This is a genomic window from Ruegeria sp. BF12 (assembly GCF_056538705.1).
This window is the reverse complement of record NZ_JBQFTP010000003.1, coordinates 57,023-72,086: the sequence shown is the minus strand read 5'-3', so window position 1 is coordinate 72,086 and position 15,064 is coordinate 57,023. Positions and strand designations below refer to the sequence as shown.

Here is a 15,064-nt window from a genome sequence, read left to right as displayed (position 1 = left end):
CCGTGACCAGCCGACGACAATTTCTTGCAGGATTGGCTGCCGCTAGCCTTGCGCCTGTGCGCGGTTGGGCATCGGTCGGAGCGCCGGATTTTCTGGCCGCCGCGCTGTTTCCCGACGGTAGTTATCGTCTGGTTGGGCTAACCGCAGGCGGAGATACTCTGTTCTCATTGCCACTGCCGGCCCGTGGTCACGCCGCAGCCGCGCATCCTCATCGTGCGCAGGCGGTCACCTTTGCGCGCCGCCCCGGAACCTTTGCCATCGTCATCGACTGCGCGTCGGGGAAGGAAACCGCACGATTGGCAGCGCCCGAAGGTCGCCACTTCTATGGTCATGGCGTTTTCTCGCGCGATGGATCCCGACTTTTCACCACCGAAAACGATTACGAGGCCGGTCAGGGCGTGATCGGCATCTGGGATGCCAACAGCTATTCCAGACTTGGCGAGTTCTCTTCGGGCGGGGTCGGACCGCATGACATGCGCCTTATGCCCGACGGTCAAACTCTGGTCGTTGCAAACGGCGGGATCGAGACCCATCCGGAAACCGGTCGGACCAAGCTGAATCTGCCGGTGATGCAACCTCGCCTGACCTACCTTGATCTGTCAGGTGCGGTTTTAGAGCAGATAGAACTGCCAAATGCCCTGCACAAAAACTCGATCCGCCATCTGGCCGTGCGGCCGGACGGGCTGGTCGGCCTTGCGATGCAGTGGCAAGGAGACAAGTCGCAATACCCTCCCCTGCTGGGGCTGCACCGTCGCGGTGAGGAAGCCCGATTGCTAAGCGCGCCCGATACCGACCAAAGCACGCTGCAGGGGTATGCGGGCAGCATCGCCTTTTCCGGCGATGGCGAAACCGTTGCAATCACCTGCCCGCGCGGCAATGCCCTGCATCGGTTCCGCGTTGCTGATGGCCAGCTTGATGGTGTTTTCAATTTCGACGACGTCTGCGGCCTTTGCACTGGGAAGAACGGGTTTGTGTTTACGACGGGCATCGGTTTGATCGGAGTGTTAGCAGCCAATACAGCCAGGATCTTGACCCAGTCTGATTGCCAATGGGACAACCATCTGATCCCAATTCGCACGTCCACATAAATTCGGCAAATCCCGCCGCATAGATTACACTTGGAAGAATCAAAATGCTGCCGTATTGGCGGGCGCGAAACTGGCACCCTATTGCAAGGACAGACTTGATTGAAACACACGCCCGACGCACCGCATTCCATCTACGGGGTTGAGAAATGGGGCAAAGGCCTCATCGAGGTGACGGAGCAGGGCGAGATCGGTCTGCGCAACCCTCTGGTGCCCGAAGCGGCGGCGATCAGCCTGCCGGGAATTCTGACCGACTTGGACGACCGGGGCATCAAAGCACCAATGGTTTTGCGCGTGTCGTCTTATCTGGAACATGAGATCGCGCATCTGAACGTGAGTTTTCGCGAAGCAATTGCACGCGTAGGCTATAAGGGCAGCTATCGCGGCGTCTTCCCGATCAAAGTGAACCAGCAGGCGCAGGTTGTGGACCGGATTGTCGAATTCGGCAAGAAGTACAACTACGGGCTCGAGGCCGGATCCAAGCCTGAATTGGTGGTCGCACTAGCGCACCGTCTTGCCAGCGAGGCGCTGATCGTATGCAACGGTGTCAAGGATGCCGAGTTCATTCAGTTGGCGATCCTGTCCCGCAAGATCGGCTTCAACACCGTCATTGTTCTGGAAAGCCCGAAAGAGGCTGACACGGTGATCGAGGTCTATAACGAGCTGGGCATCGAACCCCTGATTGGTGTGCGGGTCAAACTGACCAACCAGATCAGCGGCAAGTGGGAAGAAAGCTCGGGCGATCGATCCGCATTTGGCATGAACACCGATCAACTGGTCGCCACTGTGGACAAGCTGCGCGACGCGGGCCTTCTGCATTGCCTGAAGCTGCAGCATTCGCATCTGGGCTCTCAGGTGCAGGACGTCAACGATGTGCGCCGTGCCGTCGGTGAAGCCTGCCGTTACTACACCGAACTGACCCGCGAGGGCGTGCCGCTGACTCATCTGGATCTCGGCGGCGGCATGGGTGTCGACTATACGGGTGAGAAGAGGGCTGCCGAAAACTCTATCAACTACACGGTCGAAGAGTATTGCGCCAACGTCGTGGAAACCGTGGCCTACGCGATGGACGAGGCCGAAGTCGACCACCCGACGCTGGTCACGGAAAGTGGCCGCGCTGTGGTCGCCACGTCTTCGATGCTGGTCTTCAACGTGCTGGAAAGCACTTTGTACGATGCGCCCAACGGACCCGAGGTCGAAGCCGACGACCACCATTTGGTCTCGGACCTGGCGGCCGTGCACGGTTACCTCAGCAGCGACCGCCTACAGGAATGTTGGAACGACGCCACCTTCTATCGCAACGAATTGCGTGCCATGTTCCGCCGCGGCTATGTCGACCTGCGCCAGATGGCCCGGGCTGAACGAATTTACCTTTCACTGATGGCCCGCCTCAAGGCGCTGGCCGCAAGCGATGATCTGGAGACGGATGTAGACGACCAGCTAGAGAAAGTGGCCGACATCTACCACTGCAATTTCTCGCTGTTCCAATCCCTGCCCGATGTCTGGGCCATCGATCAGCTGCACCCTATCGTACCGCTGCAAGGCTTGAACCAGGCCCCGGACCGCCGCGCAGTTCTGTCCGACATCACCTGCGACAGTGACGGCAAGATCGACCGGTTCATTCTGGCCGATGGCGTCTCGCCCAGTCTGCCGGTGCATTCGCTGCCTGAAGAAGACGAATACTACATGGGCGTCTTCTTCGTCGGCGCCTATCAGGAAACGCTGGGCGATCTGCATAACCTGTTCGGAGATACCAATGTCGTCACCATCGACCTGCGTGCCGACGGAGGCTTCGACCTGCTGCACGAACAGGAAGGCGACACCATCTCCGAAGTTCTGTCCTATGTCGAGTTTGACCCGCAGGACTGCGTCGCGGCCTTTCGCAAAATGGTGGACGAGGCGATTTCGACCGGTACTCTGAAAGCCAAAGACCGCAAAACCCTGATGAGCGCCTATCGCGACTCGATCAACGGCTACACCTATTACGAATAACCCCCTGTGAGAGGAGATCACCCCCATGGGTTCATTTACTGGCAAAACACTGGTTGTCGGAGCGGGCGGCGTTTCGCACGCAGCCGTGCACAAGATGGCAATGAATTCGGATATCTTTACCGAAATCACTCTGGCCAGCCGGACGAAATCGAAATGCGACGCCATCGCCAAATCGGTTAAAGAGCGTGTGGGCGTTGATATCGCTACAGCCGAGTTGGACGCCTACAAAGTCGAAGACACCGTCAAGCTGATCAAGGACACCGGGGCCGAAATTCTTGTGAACCTCGCCCTGCCCTATCAGGATCTGGTGCTGATGGACGCGTGCCTTGAGGCCGGTATCCACTATCTCGACACCGCGAACTACGAACCTGAGGATGAGGCCAAGTTCGAATACCACTGGCAATGGGCTTATCAGGACAAGTTCAAAGAGGCCGGCCTGACCGCCATCCTCGGCTCGGGTTTCGATCCGGGTGTTACATCCGTCTTCGCCAAATGGCTGAAGAAGCACAAGCTGGAGACCATCCGCCAGATCGACGTTCTGGATGCTAATGGCGGCTCGAACGATCAGGAATTTGCCACAAACTTCAACCCGGAGATCAACCTGCGCGAAGTGCTGGCCGAAGTGCGCCACTGGGAAGGTGGCGAGTGGAAACACTCCCCCGCCATGACCCATAAGGTCGAGTTCGACTTCCCCGCCATCGGCCGCAAAAACATGTACCTGATGTATCACGAGGAACTGGAGTCGCTCTCGACCCACTTCCCCGAAATCGAGCGCGCCCGTTTCTGGATGACTTTTGGCGACGCTTACATCACCCACGCCAAAGTGCTGGAAAATGTCGGCATGACCCGCATCGATCCGGTGATGCACGACGGCAAGGAAATCATCCCGATCCAGTTCCTGAAAACCCTATTGCCTGATCCCGGCGATCTGGGCGCGGAAACCAAAGGCAAAGCCTGCATCGGCGATATCGCCACGGGTCAGGCCAAGGACGGCTCGGGCGAGAAGACCTATTACATCTACAACATCTGCGACCACGAAGAATGCTACCGCGAAGTCGGCAGCCAGGCTGTCAGCTACACCACCGGCGTCCCGGCCATGATCGGCGCTGCACAGGTTCTGAAAGGCAACTGGACCGAGCCAGGCGTGTGGAACATGGAGCAACTCGACCCCGATGACTTCATGGACATGCTGAACGAACATGGTCTGCCGTGGCAGGTCCACGAACTCGACGGCCCCGTCGAATTCTGATCCGTTTTAGCTTCATCTGGCTACAAATATCCCGGGGGTCCGGGGGCAGTGCCCCCGGCCCCTCCTTAATACGGAGACGCCGGTTATGTCCGACATGATGACCACACAGGCTGGCGACGCCGGAGCCTTTCGCAGATTTGATCTGAGCCGCGTGCCGAGCCCATGCTTCGTGGTCGATGAAAAGGCTGTCGAACGCAACCTGACGATCCTTGCTGACATCGGCGCCCGGTCCGGTGCGCATGTGCTCAGTGCCCTCAAGGCGTTCTCGATGTTCTCGCTGGCCCCGCTGGTCCGCCAGCACCTCGACGGCACCTGCGCCAGCGGCATCTACGAGGCGCGTCTGGGCCGTGAGGAATACGGCGGCGAGGTCGCAACTTTCTGCGCCGGGTACAAAGATACCGACATGGACGAAATCCTGTCGCTGTCGGACCATATCATCTTCAACTCTCCGGCCCAGAAGGATCGCTTTCTGGCCAAAGCCCGGGCTGCTGGCGTACAGGTCGGTCTGCGGATCAATCCGGAACATTCCGAGGGCGAGGTCGCGAAATACGACCCTTGCGCGCCCTGCTCGCGTCTGGGTATGCCGGTCAGCCAACTGACCGCCGAGACCTTGACCGGCGTTAACGGTCTGCACATGCACACACTCTGCGAACAGGGTTTTGAGCCACTGCAGCGCACGTGGAAGGCCGTCGAGCCAAAACTCAAACCCTTCCTCGGCCAGCTCAAATGGCTGAACTTTGGGGGCGGTCATCACATCACCCGCGACGATTACGACCGCGACGGACTGGTAGCCTTCATCAAATCCATCCGCGAGACATACGGCCTCGACATCTATCTCGAACCCGGTGAGGCGGTAGCGCTGGACGCGGGTATTCTGGTGGGCGAAATCCTCGACCTGCCGACTAATGACATGAACCTCGCGATCACCGACATCTCGGCCACCTGCCACATGCCCGATGTGATCGAAGCCCCTTATCGACCCGCCCTTATGGACGAAGCCGAGGAAGGTCACACCTACCGTCTGGGCGGGCCGTCCTGTCTGGCGGGCGATGTGATCGGCGACTACACGTGGGACAGGCCGCTGGAAATCGGCCAGCGCTTTGCCTTCCTCGATCAGGCGCATTACTCGATGGTCAAGACGAACACGTTCAACGGCGTTCCCCTGCCCACAATCGCGCTATGGAACAGCGAAACGGACGAACTGAAGATCATCAAACAGTTCGGCTATGACGACTTTAAGGACCGACTCTCATGAGTATTTTTCTCGACAGTGAACTGACCGCATCCGAGCGCACCGAGGACGCTCGATTCCGCGTGATCCCGGTGCCGCTGGAACGCACCGTGTCCTATGGCTCGGGCACCGCCAAAGGCCCCGAAGCGATTATAGAGGCCAGCAACGAACTGGAACGCATTACCGGCCATGCCGAACCTTGTGTCGAGGGTATTTTCACCGAAGACCCCATCGATTGCGACGCCTCGCTGGCCGAGATCATGGACCGCCTGTCCCAGCGCACCGAAGCCGCCGTTCGGGCGGGCAAAATACCGGTCACTCTGGGTGGAGAGCATTCGCTCAGCTACGGCGCCGTCATGGGAGTGACGCGCGCATTGGGGCAACCCATCGGGATCGTCCAAGTCGATGCACATGCCGACCTGCGCAACGCTTATCAGGGCGAGAAACACAGCCACGCCTCGGTCATGCATTTGCTGGCAGAAGAAGGGATCAAACTGGCCCAATTCGGTGTGCGCGCATTTTCTACGGAAGAAGCGAAGAGCCGCCTGAAAAACCACGTGTTCCACGTGGATGCCGAAGAATTGGTGACGGGCAATATCCACGCTGTTGACCTGCCCGAGGATTTCCCCGAGCTGGTCTATGTCAGCTTTGACGTCGACGGGCTGGACCCCTCGCAAATGCCTGCCACCGGCACACCTGTTCCCGGCGGACTGGGCTATTATCAAGCGCTGCGGTTGGTGGAACACGCGCTGCAGCACCGCAAATGCGTGGGTTTTGACGTTGTTGAGCTTGCCCCGGACGGCAACGCCGCCTGGGACTTTACCGCAGCTCAAATCGTCTATCGCCTGATGGCGGCCTGCTAACCCTCGGACGTTTCGTTCAGTTCCATGTGGCCCTCGCCCTTGTTCAGAACGCGGCGCAGCATGGGCTCGAAAAACTCCAGCGGCTTGGTCGGATATTCCGGGTCAAATGCCTTCTGATCGTACTCATGGCAGAAATAGCGGCAGTCCTCCCAATACGGGCTGTCGCGGTACTTGTCGCGGGCGTTGCGATCGCCGCCGAGATGGTGGTTGTAGTAATAGCCCTGGAACACGCAGTGATGCTTGAGAATCCAATAGGTTTTCTCGCTGACATAGGGCTTCATCATCGCTGCGGACAGCTCCCCATGGTTGTAGGGTGACAGGATATCGCCGGTGTCGTGGATCAGCGCCGCGACCACCAGTTCCTCATCCGCACCGTCCTCATAAGCGCGCGTCGCGGCCTGCAGGCTGTGCTGGTAGCGGTTCACGGGATAAGGCGTCCACTCCTCGTCGAGCGACCGGATGGCATCCAGAATACGGTCCGGCAGCGCGGCGTTATACGCCTCTTCATAGTCCATGACAGCATCCCAGTCGGCCTTGGTTGCCTCTTCAAAACTGGTCCAGGTTGGTTTGTGGCTTTTGTCCAGCATGGTGTTTCCTCTGGCTGATCTGCTGGTCCCAACTTAGCCCAAGGTTGGCGTTCAAAAAAACGAATTGATTTTATCGGTCTGATCAAAAAATACTTTCGCTATGCAGATCAAAGCGCTCGAAACATTTCTCTGCGTTGCGGAAACCGGCGGGTTCCACGCCGCTGCGCGCAGGCTCAACGTGACCCAGACGGCCGTCAGCGCTCGTATCAAGCTGATTGAAAAGGAAACCGGAAAACCCCTATTTACCCGGGGTGCGGGAGGCACCAACCTGACGGACTTCGGCCGACAGTTTCGGCCCTATGCCGAGCAGATGATATCGCTGTGGTCCTTTGCCTCTCGGGATCTGCCGGACCAAACTCGGCACAGAATCGCACTGCGGCTAGGCGCACAGCTGAGTGTGTGGGATCCCTTGCTCGTTGACTTGGCTGTCCGGTACGAACAGCACCTTGGCCAATTGTTGCTTACCCTCAACTATGATCACGACCTCAATATGGTCGAGGCCGTCGCAACACATGTACTGGATGCCGCGCTCACACACGAAAAACCCTCAGATCAACGTGTTCTGTTTCAAGAACTGGTGTCGGAACGCTTAATGTTGGTCGAGACACCGCACACGCCTGAGGATCCGGTTTTCGTTAATCTGGAACTGGGTGAAATCTATCAGGACCACGTGCGATCAACGGCGCAAAAAGCCTCGGGGCAGACGGTCTTTCTGGGCAACTGCATGATGGCCCTGCGTTATGTTCTGCAACGCGGTGGGACAGGCTATTTTCCCGAATATGTCATTCGGGATCAGTTGAGCGCGGGGCAATTGACTCCGGTCGCCGGGGCGCTGGACCTGATGTTGCCGCTTTACCTTGTGACCAGACGGGACAGCGACGCCTTTGAAGACGTGAAGACGTGCCTGACCGATCTTCGGCAGTCCAATTAGACCTGGGATAAGGCTCCATTCTCCCCCCGTGATCGGGCGCGTATCAATGGCCGCCCGGCGATCAGCAGGAATACGCATGAGATCAGGATGCCGATAATGGCCGGCAAATAGAGCAGAATCCACAGTTTCGGGTCTTCGATAACAACCGGCGAAACAAAGCCTCGGACACCTTCGAGCAAGACCAGAATCGTGAAAGCTCCGAATATCTGCGGCCACAGACCGAAGCGCGAAAAGCTGCCCAGCATCAGTGTCGAAAACCCGGCCATCGCCACGGCGACACAGATCGTGATCCACGAGAAACGCTGATGCAGTTCCTCGATCAATTCCCCTTTCGAAAACTGTTCGGACGCTAAAATGGCATCGCGGCTTTGCAACAGCTCTAACGTCGGGATCGCACCGATACTGCGGGCGGTCATGGTATCCGAGCTTGTGAGCTCGGAGATATCGTAGGATGCATCCTCGAACAAGGTCGAAGACAGCGTGCGGCCCTGCTGATCCAGACGCAGCGCGATCCCATCGACCATCACCAGGTGAATGCCGCTACCGTTGTTGACCAGATAAGCCGTCTTACTGGAATAACTGACCGGGCTTTCCTCAACCCGGCGGTCCGAGACAAAAACCTCGGACAGTGTACCGTCCAGATCGATCTTACCGATGTAAACCGTGACCCCTTGCGCTGGGTGGAGGAATTCGCCCTCATTCAAAAGTTGAGCGGTAACGTCTCCGGCCACTTCGGCCTGACGTATTTCCAACTGTTCAACTGATGCAGGGTGCAGGAAAACGCTGATGGCCGCCATCATCAGACCCGTCACGATACCGAACAGGAACACGGCACGGCCCAGCCTCCATGGGCTGGTTCCGGTGGCCAGCATCACCGTCATCTCGCTTTCGCGGCTGAGACGGTTAGTTGCATAGACGGCAGCGGCGAACACTGCCATCGGCATCACGGTTCTGATCAGGGTGGGAAGGGTCAGCGCCGTGAATTCCAGAAACACGATCGCCGACTGACCGCCGCTGATCACACGGTCAAACAGGCTGACGGAACGGGTAATCCAGAACACGCCAACAAGAACCAGAGTGAAGAAGCCGAACAGAATCAGCAATTGCCGCAGGAAATAACCATCAAAGCGCGACATGAATCCTCTTCCGCCTGTCTGTAGTGGGCTGGACCATAGGCCATTCCCAAGGCGTAGGAAACCGGGATTGACCGAATTGCGCGGTTCCGAACCCACATCTTATCTGAACCAACGTTAATTTCTCCGACAGGCAAGGTTCAGCACGGACACCAATCTGAACATCAAGAACAGCCAACATGCAATGGAGGAGATTATGATGGCCTATGCAGACTTCATCACCGGAAACGGTATTTTTTCGAACCTCTTTGCGTCCGCAGAGGAAAGAAAAGCCAATCGTGAAAAGAAAGCTGAGTACAAACGTAAACGGCGCGAAATCGACAGGATGTCGGACAAGGAACTAATGGACCTGGGCTATTGCCGAGGTGACATGCACGAGATGGTTTACCGGCATTACTTCTCGGGCTGAGTTCGGAGCCTTATTCCGTGCTGTGCGTTCGGCGTGACTGAAGCTCAACACATCGTCACGCCGCGCGCTCAAAATCCAGCAAGCTCCTACTGAAACACGAATTTCTAACGCATTTCACAAAACCTTAAAACACTCAGTCCGGCAATATGTAGATTGTCAGGTAACACAAAAGCTGGAATCCGCCCTGAACCATGTGGTTTTCCTCTAGGTCGAATTTCATGACGGTCTGGTCCGAAAGAAAAAACGCCAGCCACAACCCCAGCGAAACTATAAAGGCCCTGTCCACTCGGCGGAACCACAGCTCGCTATGAGAGTAAGGCGTCGCCAAAGCGATCAGGAACAGCCCTGCGGACAGCAGCGCCCACAGGATGATCCCAATGAACAGTGAGACATTTATCGCTGTTGTGGAACCAAATTGCTCAAGCGTCTTCACAAGAAATGGGTAATTGTGCCCGTCAAACCAAGGCGTCGATGTCACGCCCAACAGTTCCAGCCCTCCTACGAAATCGGTCAGGAAGGCCATAACCCACCACAGGAACCAGAAGACCACCAACCCTTGCTTGAACAAAACGCGCATTGACCGCCCCCACGATCAGAATTTCTGAAATAATTGGAGAAGGATACGTTGTTTTCTCAAAAATCCAAAATCACGGGTTAAGCAGCCTGGCTTACCCACTCGCATTGCGTTCGGATTTTTGGGAAATGGCAGGGGCAGCAGGGTTCGAACCCGCGACCTACGGTTTTGGAGACCGTCGCTCTACCAACTGAGCTATACCCCTAAGGTGCGCCTCAGATATGCCAGCAGCGCGGCGGACTCAAGAGGCTTTTTCAAATTCCCGCTCACTATTCCATTCCACAAACACGTTGCGCGCTGCGATGAGTTCTATAAGACACGGTTTGGTCAACATAGGGAAAGCCATCCGTGAGTATCCGCACCAAGATAGCCGACAGCGACACCGTCCTGAACTGGGCAGCGCGACGCATCGCCAGCTATATCCGGATGGTCAATCGTAACACCCGCTGGCAGCGCATTGGCTACGAGGAATTGGACCAGTTGGCCGAACAGGGTGAGCCGGTCATCGTGGTGCTTTGGCATCAGCGACTGGCTCAATCGCCTTACTTCTTTCCGCTGGATAAGGGGCGAATCTGTTCGATCACATCCTCTGCACGGGCGGGCAGCATGGTGGGGCGCGTTCAGCAACTGTTCGGCATGGACACGATCGCGATGTCCAGCCACAAGCGCCATGTCGCGCTGTCACGCGAGGTGCTGGGCAAGATGAAACAGGGGATCTCGATCGGGATTGCCGCTGATGGACCGCGCGGACCAGAACGGGTGTCTTCGACCGTGCCGCTGATCTGGGCGCGGACTTCAGGCAAGCGGGTGTTCGGGATCACTTTTTCTGCAAAGCATGGGCGCGAAGCAGGCACATGGGACCGCCTGCTGATGCCGCGCCCCTGGCGTAATGAAGGTGTGTTTCTGTGTCGAGAATGGACGGATACCGTACCGCGCAAAGCTACTGAACAGCAGATTGAAGAGCTGCGCCAGAGCCTCGAGAACCACATGAATGACATCACTGCCGAAGCCGACCGCATGGTTGGTCGCGAACCGTGGTCGCCTGAAAGCTAACCGCCCCTAAGTCGTTGCATCAAGTATACTTCGCTGCCTTCGGGGATCGGTTCGGTTAGCCCCGTAGCGATGACGCGGCCGTCTATGGCAATGGAAACGCCCGCATCAATCGGCCCCTGAAGCTGCGGGTGTACGCGCACCAGTGCGCGTAGCAATTCGCCGGTGGTTTTGGCGTCAACCTCTACCACCTGCTGGCCCCCGGTCAAAGACCGGAGACCAGCCCAGAGATGAACTTCAACCATTGTCCTTGAGTGCCGCCAGAATACGCGGCGGCGACATGGGCAATTGCCGCATGCGAACGCCTGCCGCATGCGAAACCGCGTTCGCAATCGCAGCCAAAGGCGGCACGATGCCAGTTTCGCCTACACCACGAACGCCGAACGGGTGGCCGGGGTTGGGCACTTCGACGATCACCGTGTCGATCATCGGCAAGTCACTGGCAACCGGGATACGGTAGTCGAGGAAGATCGAGTTCTGCAGGCGACCATCGTCGCCATAGATATATTCCTCGTTCAGCGCCCAGCCGATGCCCTGCGCAGCACCGCCCTGATACTGGCCTTCCACATAGGTCGGGTGGATCGCTTTACCCGCGTCCTGAATGACCGTGTAGCGGGTGATTGAGGTCTTGCCGGTCTCAGGATCCACCTCCGCGTCCACGATATGGGTGCCGAATGACACGCCTGCGCCTTCGGGGGTGGCTTCGAAATGGCCCGAGATCGGACCTCCGGTCGCCCCCATATGTGCGGTGATTTCCGCCAGTGGGCGCGGATCGAAGTCACCCGCATTGGGGCCCGAGGGCACGGCGCAGCCGTTCTCCCATTTCACCGCGTCGGTCGGGATTCCCCAGCTGGCCGCCGCACGGGCACACAGCTGTTCGACCGCGTGTTTGGCCGCTTTGATGGTGGCCAGACCGCTGGCGTAAGTCACGCGCGAGCCGTGGCTGACGTCGTTATACCCCAGTGTGGCCGTATCGGCGATGGTTACACGGATATTCTCGTATGGGATGCCCAGCACCTCGGCGGCCATCAGCGCCATCGATGCGCGCGAGCCGCCGATATCAGGCGTGCCGACCATCAACTGGGCCGAGCCATCTTCGGATAGCGCCAGCGACACCGAGGTCTCGCCGCCGTGGTTGAACCAGAACCCGCAGGAAATCCCTCGCCCCTGCCCCGGCTTCAGCGGCGCTGAGTAATGCGGATGCGCCTTGGCGGCTTCCAGCGTCTCGACCAGACCGATGCGTTCGTAGGTCGGACCATAGCTGGCTTTGGAGCCTTCATGCGCGGCGTTTTTCAGACGCACATCAAGCGGGTCCAGACCCAGCTTTTTGCACAGCTCATCAATTACGGACTCGACCGCAAAAGCCCCCATCGGCGCACCCGGCGCGCGGTATGCGGCCTGTTTCGGGCGGTTGGCCATGACGTCATAACCGATCTGCTTGACGTTGGTCAGGTTGTAGGGCGCGAAGGCGCACATGGCGGTCATATCGCCCGGCGCACCTGGGAATGCGCCACCCTGCAGACGGAACACGCCCTGAGCAGCAGAAATCGTGCCGTCTTTTTTCATCCCGATCTTGATGTCCATCGACGCCGACGCGGTCGGGCCAGTTGCCCGGAACACTTCTGAACGTGACATCACGATCTTGACCGGGCGGTTGGCCTTGCGGCTCAACGCCAGTGCAACAGGTTCGATAAAGACCGTTGTCTTGCCACCGAAACCACCACCAATTTCCGAGGCCGTTACACGCAGCTGCGAGGTCTCAATGCCCAGCAGTGCGGCGCAGGTCTTTTGCGCGATCCAATGCCCTTGGGTGGTGCACCACAGCTCACCTTTACCGTCATTGCCCAACATACCCAGACAGGCATGCGGTTCGATGTAGCCCTGGTGGGTCGCCTCAGTAACAAAGCTGTCCTCAATGACCAGATCAGCCTCGGCAAAGCCGGCTTCAACATCGCCGTGACCGCTTTCGTGGTAACGCACGACGTTCGGATGCATCCCTTCCGGAACCGAATAGTCCGCCGCACCTTCGCGAATGACCGGAGCATCCGGGGCCATCGCCTTATCCACGTCGGTGACGTGGGGCAGCACTTCGTATTCGACCTCGATCAGCTTGAGCGCATCCCGCGCTGCGAGGGCAGATGTAGCCGCAACAGCCGCAACGGCGTGACCGTCGTACAAAGCCTTTTCGCCCGCCATGACGTTTTCCAGAACATTCCAGAACTCGCCTTCCAGACCGGGCTTGAACGGAACGTCTGCAAAATCCGTTCGGGTCACGACGGCCTTGACGTCCTTGTGCGCCTCGGCCTTCGAGGTGTCGATCTTCACGATCCGCGCATGCGCGTGAGGCGAGCGCAGGATCGCACCGTGAAGCATGCCTGGCGCATAGGCATCAGCCCCGAACTTCGCGCGGCCTGTGACCTTGTCCAAACCGTCAGGACGGTTCGGGCGCGTGCCAACAAATGTGAATTCAGATTTGCGATCGTCGAGTGCCATTACGAAGCCTCCCGCAGTTCTTCAGCCGTTTCCATCACAGCACGAATGATCTTGTCATAACCGGTGCAGCGGCACAGGTTGCCCGCCAGCCAGTACCGCGTTTCCTCTTCGGTCGGGTTGGGGTTTTTCTCTAGCAGCGACTTGGCCGCGACCAGAATACCCGGAGTGCAGATACCGCACTGCAGCGCTGCATGTTCGATGAACTTCTTCTGCAATGGGTGCAGAACGTCGCCATCTGCGATGCCTTCGACAGTTTCGATCTGCTTACCCTCGGCCTCAACGCCCAGCATCAGGCAGGAACAGACCAGACGGCCGTCCACCGAGACCGAACACGCGCCGCAGTCACCAGTCCCGCAACCCTCTTTCGCGCCGGTCAGGTTCAGTTTGTCGCGCAGGCAGTCCAGCAGGGTTTCGCGCGGATCGCAGAGGTATTCGACCGCGTCCCCGTTAACGGTAGTAGATACGTGGAACTTGCTCATGCTTGCTCTCCCTTCGCACGGGCATAGGCGATTTTTGCGGCGCGCTTGGCCAGAACGCCAGCGACCTCGGTGCGGAACTCGATAGTGCCGCGCTTGTCGTCGATCGGGTTGCAGGCGGCAGATGCCGCAGCGGCCAGCGCATCCAGCGCGGCCTCATCCAGCGCGCTGCCGATAATGGCCTTGGCGCAGTCGTCGACCAGCAGAACCGTCGGGGCTACAGCTCCCAGCGACACGCGCGCTTCGATGACAGTGTCGCCGTCCAGACGCAGGTTTACACCAACGCCGACAACGGCAATGTCCATTTCGGTGCGCGGGATAAATCGCAGGTAGGCGTCTCCGCCATTCTCGCCCCGGGCCGGAATGTGGACGGCCGAGATCAGTTCCCCTTTTGCCAGGGACGTTTTGCCTGGGCCCGTGGGGATGTTTTCAACCGCAACCTCTCGGTCGCCTTCCGGTCCGGTCACCGTGACCGTCACTCCTGCCGCCACCATAGCGGGCACGGAGTCTGCTGCAGGCGATCCGTTGCACAGGTTACCTGTCAGCGTCGCGCGCCCTTGCACCTGAGTCGATCCGATCAGATCCATCGCCTCAACCACGCCAGGCCAATCCCGGCCCAGTTCGGGGTGCTCGCTCATTTCTGCACCGGTTGCAGCGACGCCCAGCGTCCAGCTGCCATCGGCATTGCTATTGATGTCACTGACGCCATCAATCTTTTTGATGTCGATCAGCGTGTCGGGTGTCACCAGTTCCGAGCGCAGCTGCACCAGAACATCGGTACCGCCTGCCAAAAACCGCGTGATGCCCGTCGCGTTTGCAGCCAGGGCCGACGCCTCGGCAAAGCTGGCGGGGCTGTGATAATCCATGAAAATACCTCGCACCTGTTGATCAGGATTCACTGGGTTCGCAGGGGACGTTAGTGCAGCAACCCCACGGCGTCCATGGCCGGAACGACCAATTTTTGTGTTTCACGAAGTCGTTTTCAGACTTC

15 protein-coding genes and 1 tRNA gene are annotated in these 15,064 nt (G+C 58.5%); 8 read left to right on the top strand and 8 right to left on the bottom strand.

Annotated features, from left to right (window positions below; all coding sequences use genetic code 11):
• Positions 1-2 precede the first annotated feature (2 nt).
• The 5 genes from ACR0J0_RS05970 to speB all read left to right on the top strand — a co-directional run bounded on the left by ACR0J0_RS05970 (position 3) and on the right by speB (position 6,420).
• Positions 3-1,088, top strand: a complete 1,086-nt coding sequence (locus ACR0J0_RS05970) for a DUF1513 domain-containing protein (protein ID WP_480662055.1) — start codon at positions 3-5, stop codon at positions 1,086-1,088.
• 99 nt (positions 1,089-1,187) lie between these two features.
• Positions 1,188-3,077 carry a biosynthetic arginine decarboxylase gene (gene speA / locus ACR0J0_RS05965; protein WP_480662053.1) on the top strand — a complete coding sequence of 630 codons (1,890 nt, stop codon included), beginning with the start codon at positions 1,188-1,190 and terminating at the stop codon, positions 3,075-3,077.
• Positions 3,078-3,102: 25 nt separating this feature from the next.
• Positions 3,103-4,326, top strand: a complete 1,224-nt coding sequence (locus tag ACR0J0_RS05960; protein ID WP_480662051.1) for a saccharopine dehydrogenase family protein — start codon at positions 3,103-3,105, stop codon at positions 4,324-4,326.
• Between the two features lie 85 nt (positions 4,327-4,411).
• Positions 4,412-5,581, top strand: a complete 1,170-nt coding sequence (nspC, locus tag ACR0J0_RS05955; protein ID WP_480662049.1) for a carboxynorspermidine decarboxylase — start codon at positions 4,412-4,414, stop codon at positions 5,579-5,581.
• Positions 5,578-6,420 (top strand): agmatinase, encoded by an 843-nt coding sequence (speB, locus tag ACR0J0_RS05950; RefSeq protein WP_480662047.1) that lies wholly within the window; start codon positions 5,578-5,580, stop codon positions 6,418-6,420. Before nspC ends, speB begins: the two co-directional genes overlap by 4 nt.
• Here speB and ACR0J0_RS05945 read toward each other — a convergent pair.
• Positions 6,417-7,007 (bottom strand): HD domain-containing protein, encoded by a 591-nt coding sequence (locus ACR0J0_RS05945; protein ID WP_480662045.1) that lies wholly within the window; start codon positions 7,005-7,007, stop codon positions 6,417-6,419. The two genes, speB and ACR0J0_RS05945, sit on opposite strands and share 4 nt — an antisense overlap.
• A 100-nt stretch (positions 7,008-7,107) precedes the next feature.
• On the opposite strand from ACR0J0_RS05945, the gene ACR0J0_RS05940 reads away from it, so the two are divergent.
• Positions 7,108-7,938 carry a LysR family transcriptional regulator gene (locus ACR0J0_RS05940; protein ID WP_480662043.1) on the top strand — a complete coding sequence of 277 codons (831 nt, stop codon included), beginning with the start codon at positions 7,108-7,110 and terminating at the stop codon, positions 7,936-7,938.
• Here ACR0J0_RS05940 and lptF read toward each other — a convergent pair.
• On the bottom strand, positions 7,935-9,074 hold the full coding sequence (gene lptF, locus ACR0J0_RS05935) for an LPS export ABC transporter permease LptF (RefSeq protein ID WP_480662041.1): 1,140 nt from the start codon (positions 9,072-9,074) through the stop codon (positions 7,935-7,937). The genes ACR0J0_RS05940 and lptF overlap by 4 nt on opposite strands.
• A 196-nt stretch (positions 9,075-9,270) precedes the next feature.
• Between lptF and ACR0J0_RS05930 the strand changes: the two genes are divergently transcribed.
• A complete protein-coding gene (locus ACR0J0_RS05930) occupies positions 9,271-9,480 on the top strand; it encodes a DUF1127 domain-containing protein (RefSeq protein ID WP_480662039.1) in 210 nt (69 codons plus the stop codon).
• Between the two features lie 133 nt (positions 9,481-9,613).
• Here the strand turns inward: ACR0J0_RS05930 and ACR0J0_RS05925 are convergent, their stop codons facing one another.
• Together ACR0J0_RS05925 and ACR0J0_RS05920 are read right to left on the bottom strand one after the other, a co-directional pair.
• Positions 9,614-10,057, bottom strand: coding sequence for a hypothetical protein (locus ACR0J0_RS05925; protein ID WP_480662038.1), 444 nt, complete (start codon positions 10,055-10,057; stop codon positions 9,614-9,616).
• 126 nt (positions 10,058-10,183) lie between these two features.
• Positions 10,184-10,259, bottom strand: a tRNA-Trp gene (locus ACR0J0_RS05920).
• Between the two features lie 143 nt (positions 10,260-10,402).
• Between ACR0J0_RS05920 and ACR0J0_RS05915 the strand changes: the two genes are divergently transcribed.
• Positions 10,403-11,107, top strand: coding sequence for a lysophospholipid acyltransferase family protein (locus ACR0J0_RS05915; protein WP_480662036.1), 705 nt, complete (start codon positions 10,403-10,405; stop codon positions 11,105-11,107).
• Here the strand turns inward: ACR0J0_RS05915 and ACR0J0_RS05910 are convergent.
• The 4 genes from ACR0J0_RS05910 to ACR0J0_RS05895 are packed head-to-tail and all read right to left on the bottom strand — an operon-like array spanning position 11,104 to position 14,939.
• Entirely contained in the window at positions 11,104-11,349 is a 246-nt protein-coding gene (locus tag ACR0J0_RS05910; protein ID WP_480662034.1) for a MoaD/ThiS family protein, read from the bottom strand. The genes ACR0J0_RS05915 and ACR0J0_RS05910 overlap by 4 nt on opposite strands.
• Entirely contained in the window at positions 11,342-13,597 is a 2,256-nt protein-coding gene (locus ACR0J0_RS05905; protein ID WP_480662032.1) for a xanthine dehydrogenase family protein molybdopterin-binding subunit, read from the bottom strand. Before ACR0J0_RS05905 ends, ACR0J0_RS05910 begins: the two co-directional genes overlap by 8 nt.
• Entirely contained in the window at positions 13,597-14,076 is a 480-nt protein-coding gene (locus ACR0J0_RS05900) for a (2Fe-2S)-binding protein (RefSeq protein WP_480662030.1), read from the bottom strand. The genes ACR0J0_RS05905 and ACR0J0_RS05900 overlap by 1 nt, the downstream gene beginning before the upstream one ends.
• A complete protein-coding gene (locus tag ACR0J0_RS05895; protein WP_480662028.1) occupies positions 14,073-14,939 on the bottom strand; it encodes an FAD binding domain-containing protein in 867 nt (288 codons plus the stop codon). Before ACR0J0_RS05895 ends, ACR0J0_RS05900 begins: the two co-directional genes overlap by 4 nt.
• Positions 14,940-15,064: the final 125 nt, after the last annotated feature.

Excerpts from the sequence above, each read along its gene's own strand:
- ACR0J0_RS05960 (WP_480662051.1), top strand. The coding sequence starts at position 3,103 with ATGGGTTCATTTACTGGCAAAACACTGGTTGTCGGAGCGGGCGGCGTT.
- nspC (WP_480662049.1), top strand. The coding sequence starts at position 4,412 with ATGTCCGACATGATGACCACACAGGCTGGCGACGCCGGAGCCTTTCGC.
- speB (WP_480662047.1), top strand. The coding sequence starts at position 5,578 with ATGAGTATTTTTCTCGACAGTGAACTGACCGCATCCGAGCGCACCGAG.
- ACR0J0_RS05945 (WP_480662045.1), bottom strand. The coding sequence starts at position 7,007 with ATGCTGGACAAAAGCCACAAACCAACCTGGACCAGTTTTGAAGAGGCA.
- ACR0J0_RS05940 (WP_480662043.1), top strand. The coding sequence starts at position 7,108 with ATGCAGATCAAAGCGCTCGAAACATTTCTCTGCGTTGCGGAAACCGGC.
- lptF (WP_480662041.1), bottom strand. The coding sequence starts at position 9,074 with ATGTCGCGCTTTGATGGTTATTTCCTGCGGCAATTGCTGATTCTGTTC.
- ACR0J0_RS05930 (WP_480662039.1), top strand. The coding sequence starts at position 9,271 with ATGGCCTATGCAGACTTCATCACCGGAAACGGTATTTTTTCGAACCTC.
- ACR0J0_RS05925 (WP_480662038.1), bottom strand. The coding sequence starts at position 10,057 with ATGCGCGTTTTGTTCAAGCAAGGGTTGGTGGTCTTCTGGTTCCTGTGG.
- ACR0J0_RS05910 (WP_480662034.1), bottom strand. The coding sequence starts at position 11,349 with ATGGTTGAAGTTCATCTCTGGGCTGGTCTCCGGTCTTTGACCGGGGGC.
- ACR0J0_RS05905 (WP_480662032.1), bottom strand. The coding sequence starts at position 13,597 with ATGGCACTCGACGATCGCAAATCTGAATTCACATTTGTTGGCACGCGC.
- ACR0J0_RS05900 (WP_480662030.1), bottom strand. The coding sequence starts at position 14,076 with ATGAGCAAGTTCCACGTATCTACTACCGTTAACGGGGACGCGGTCGAA.
- ACR0J0_RS05895 (WP_480662028.1), bottom strand. The coding sequence starts at position 14,939 with ATGGATTATCACAGCCCCGCCAGCTTTGCCGAGGCGTCGGCCCTGGCT.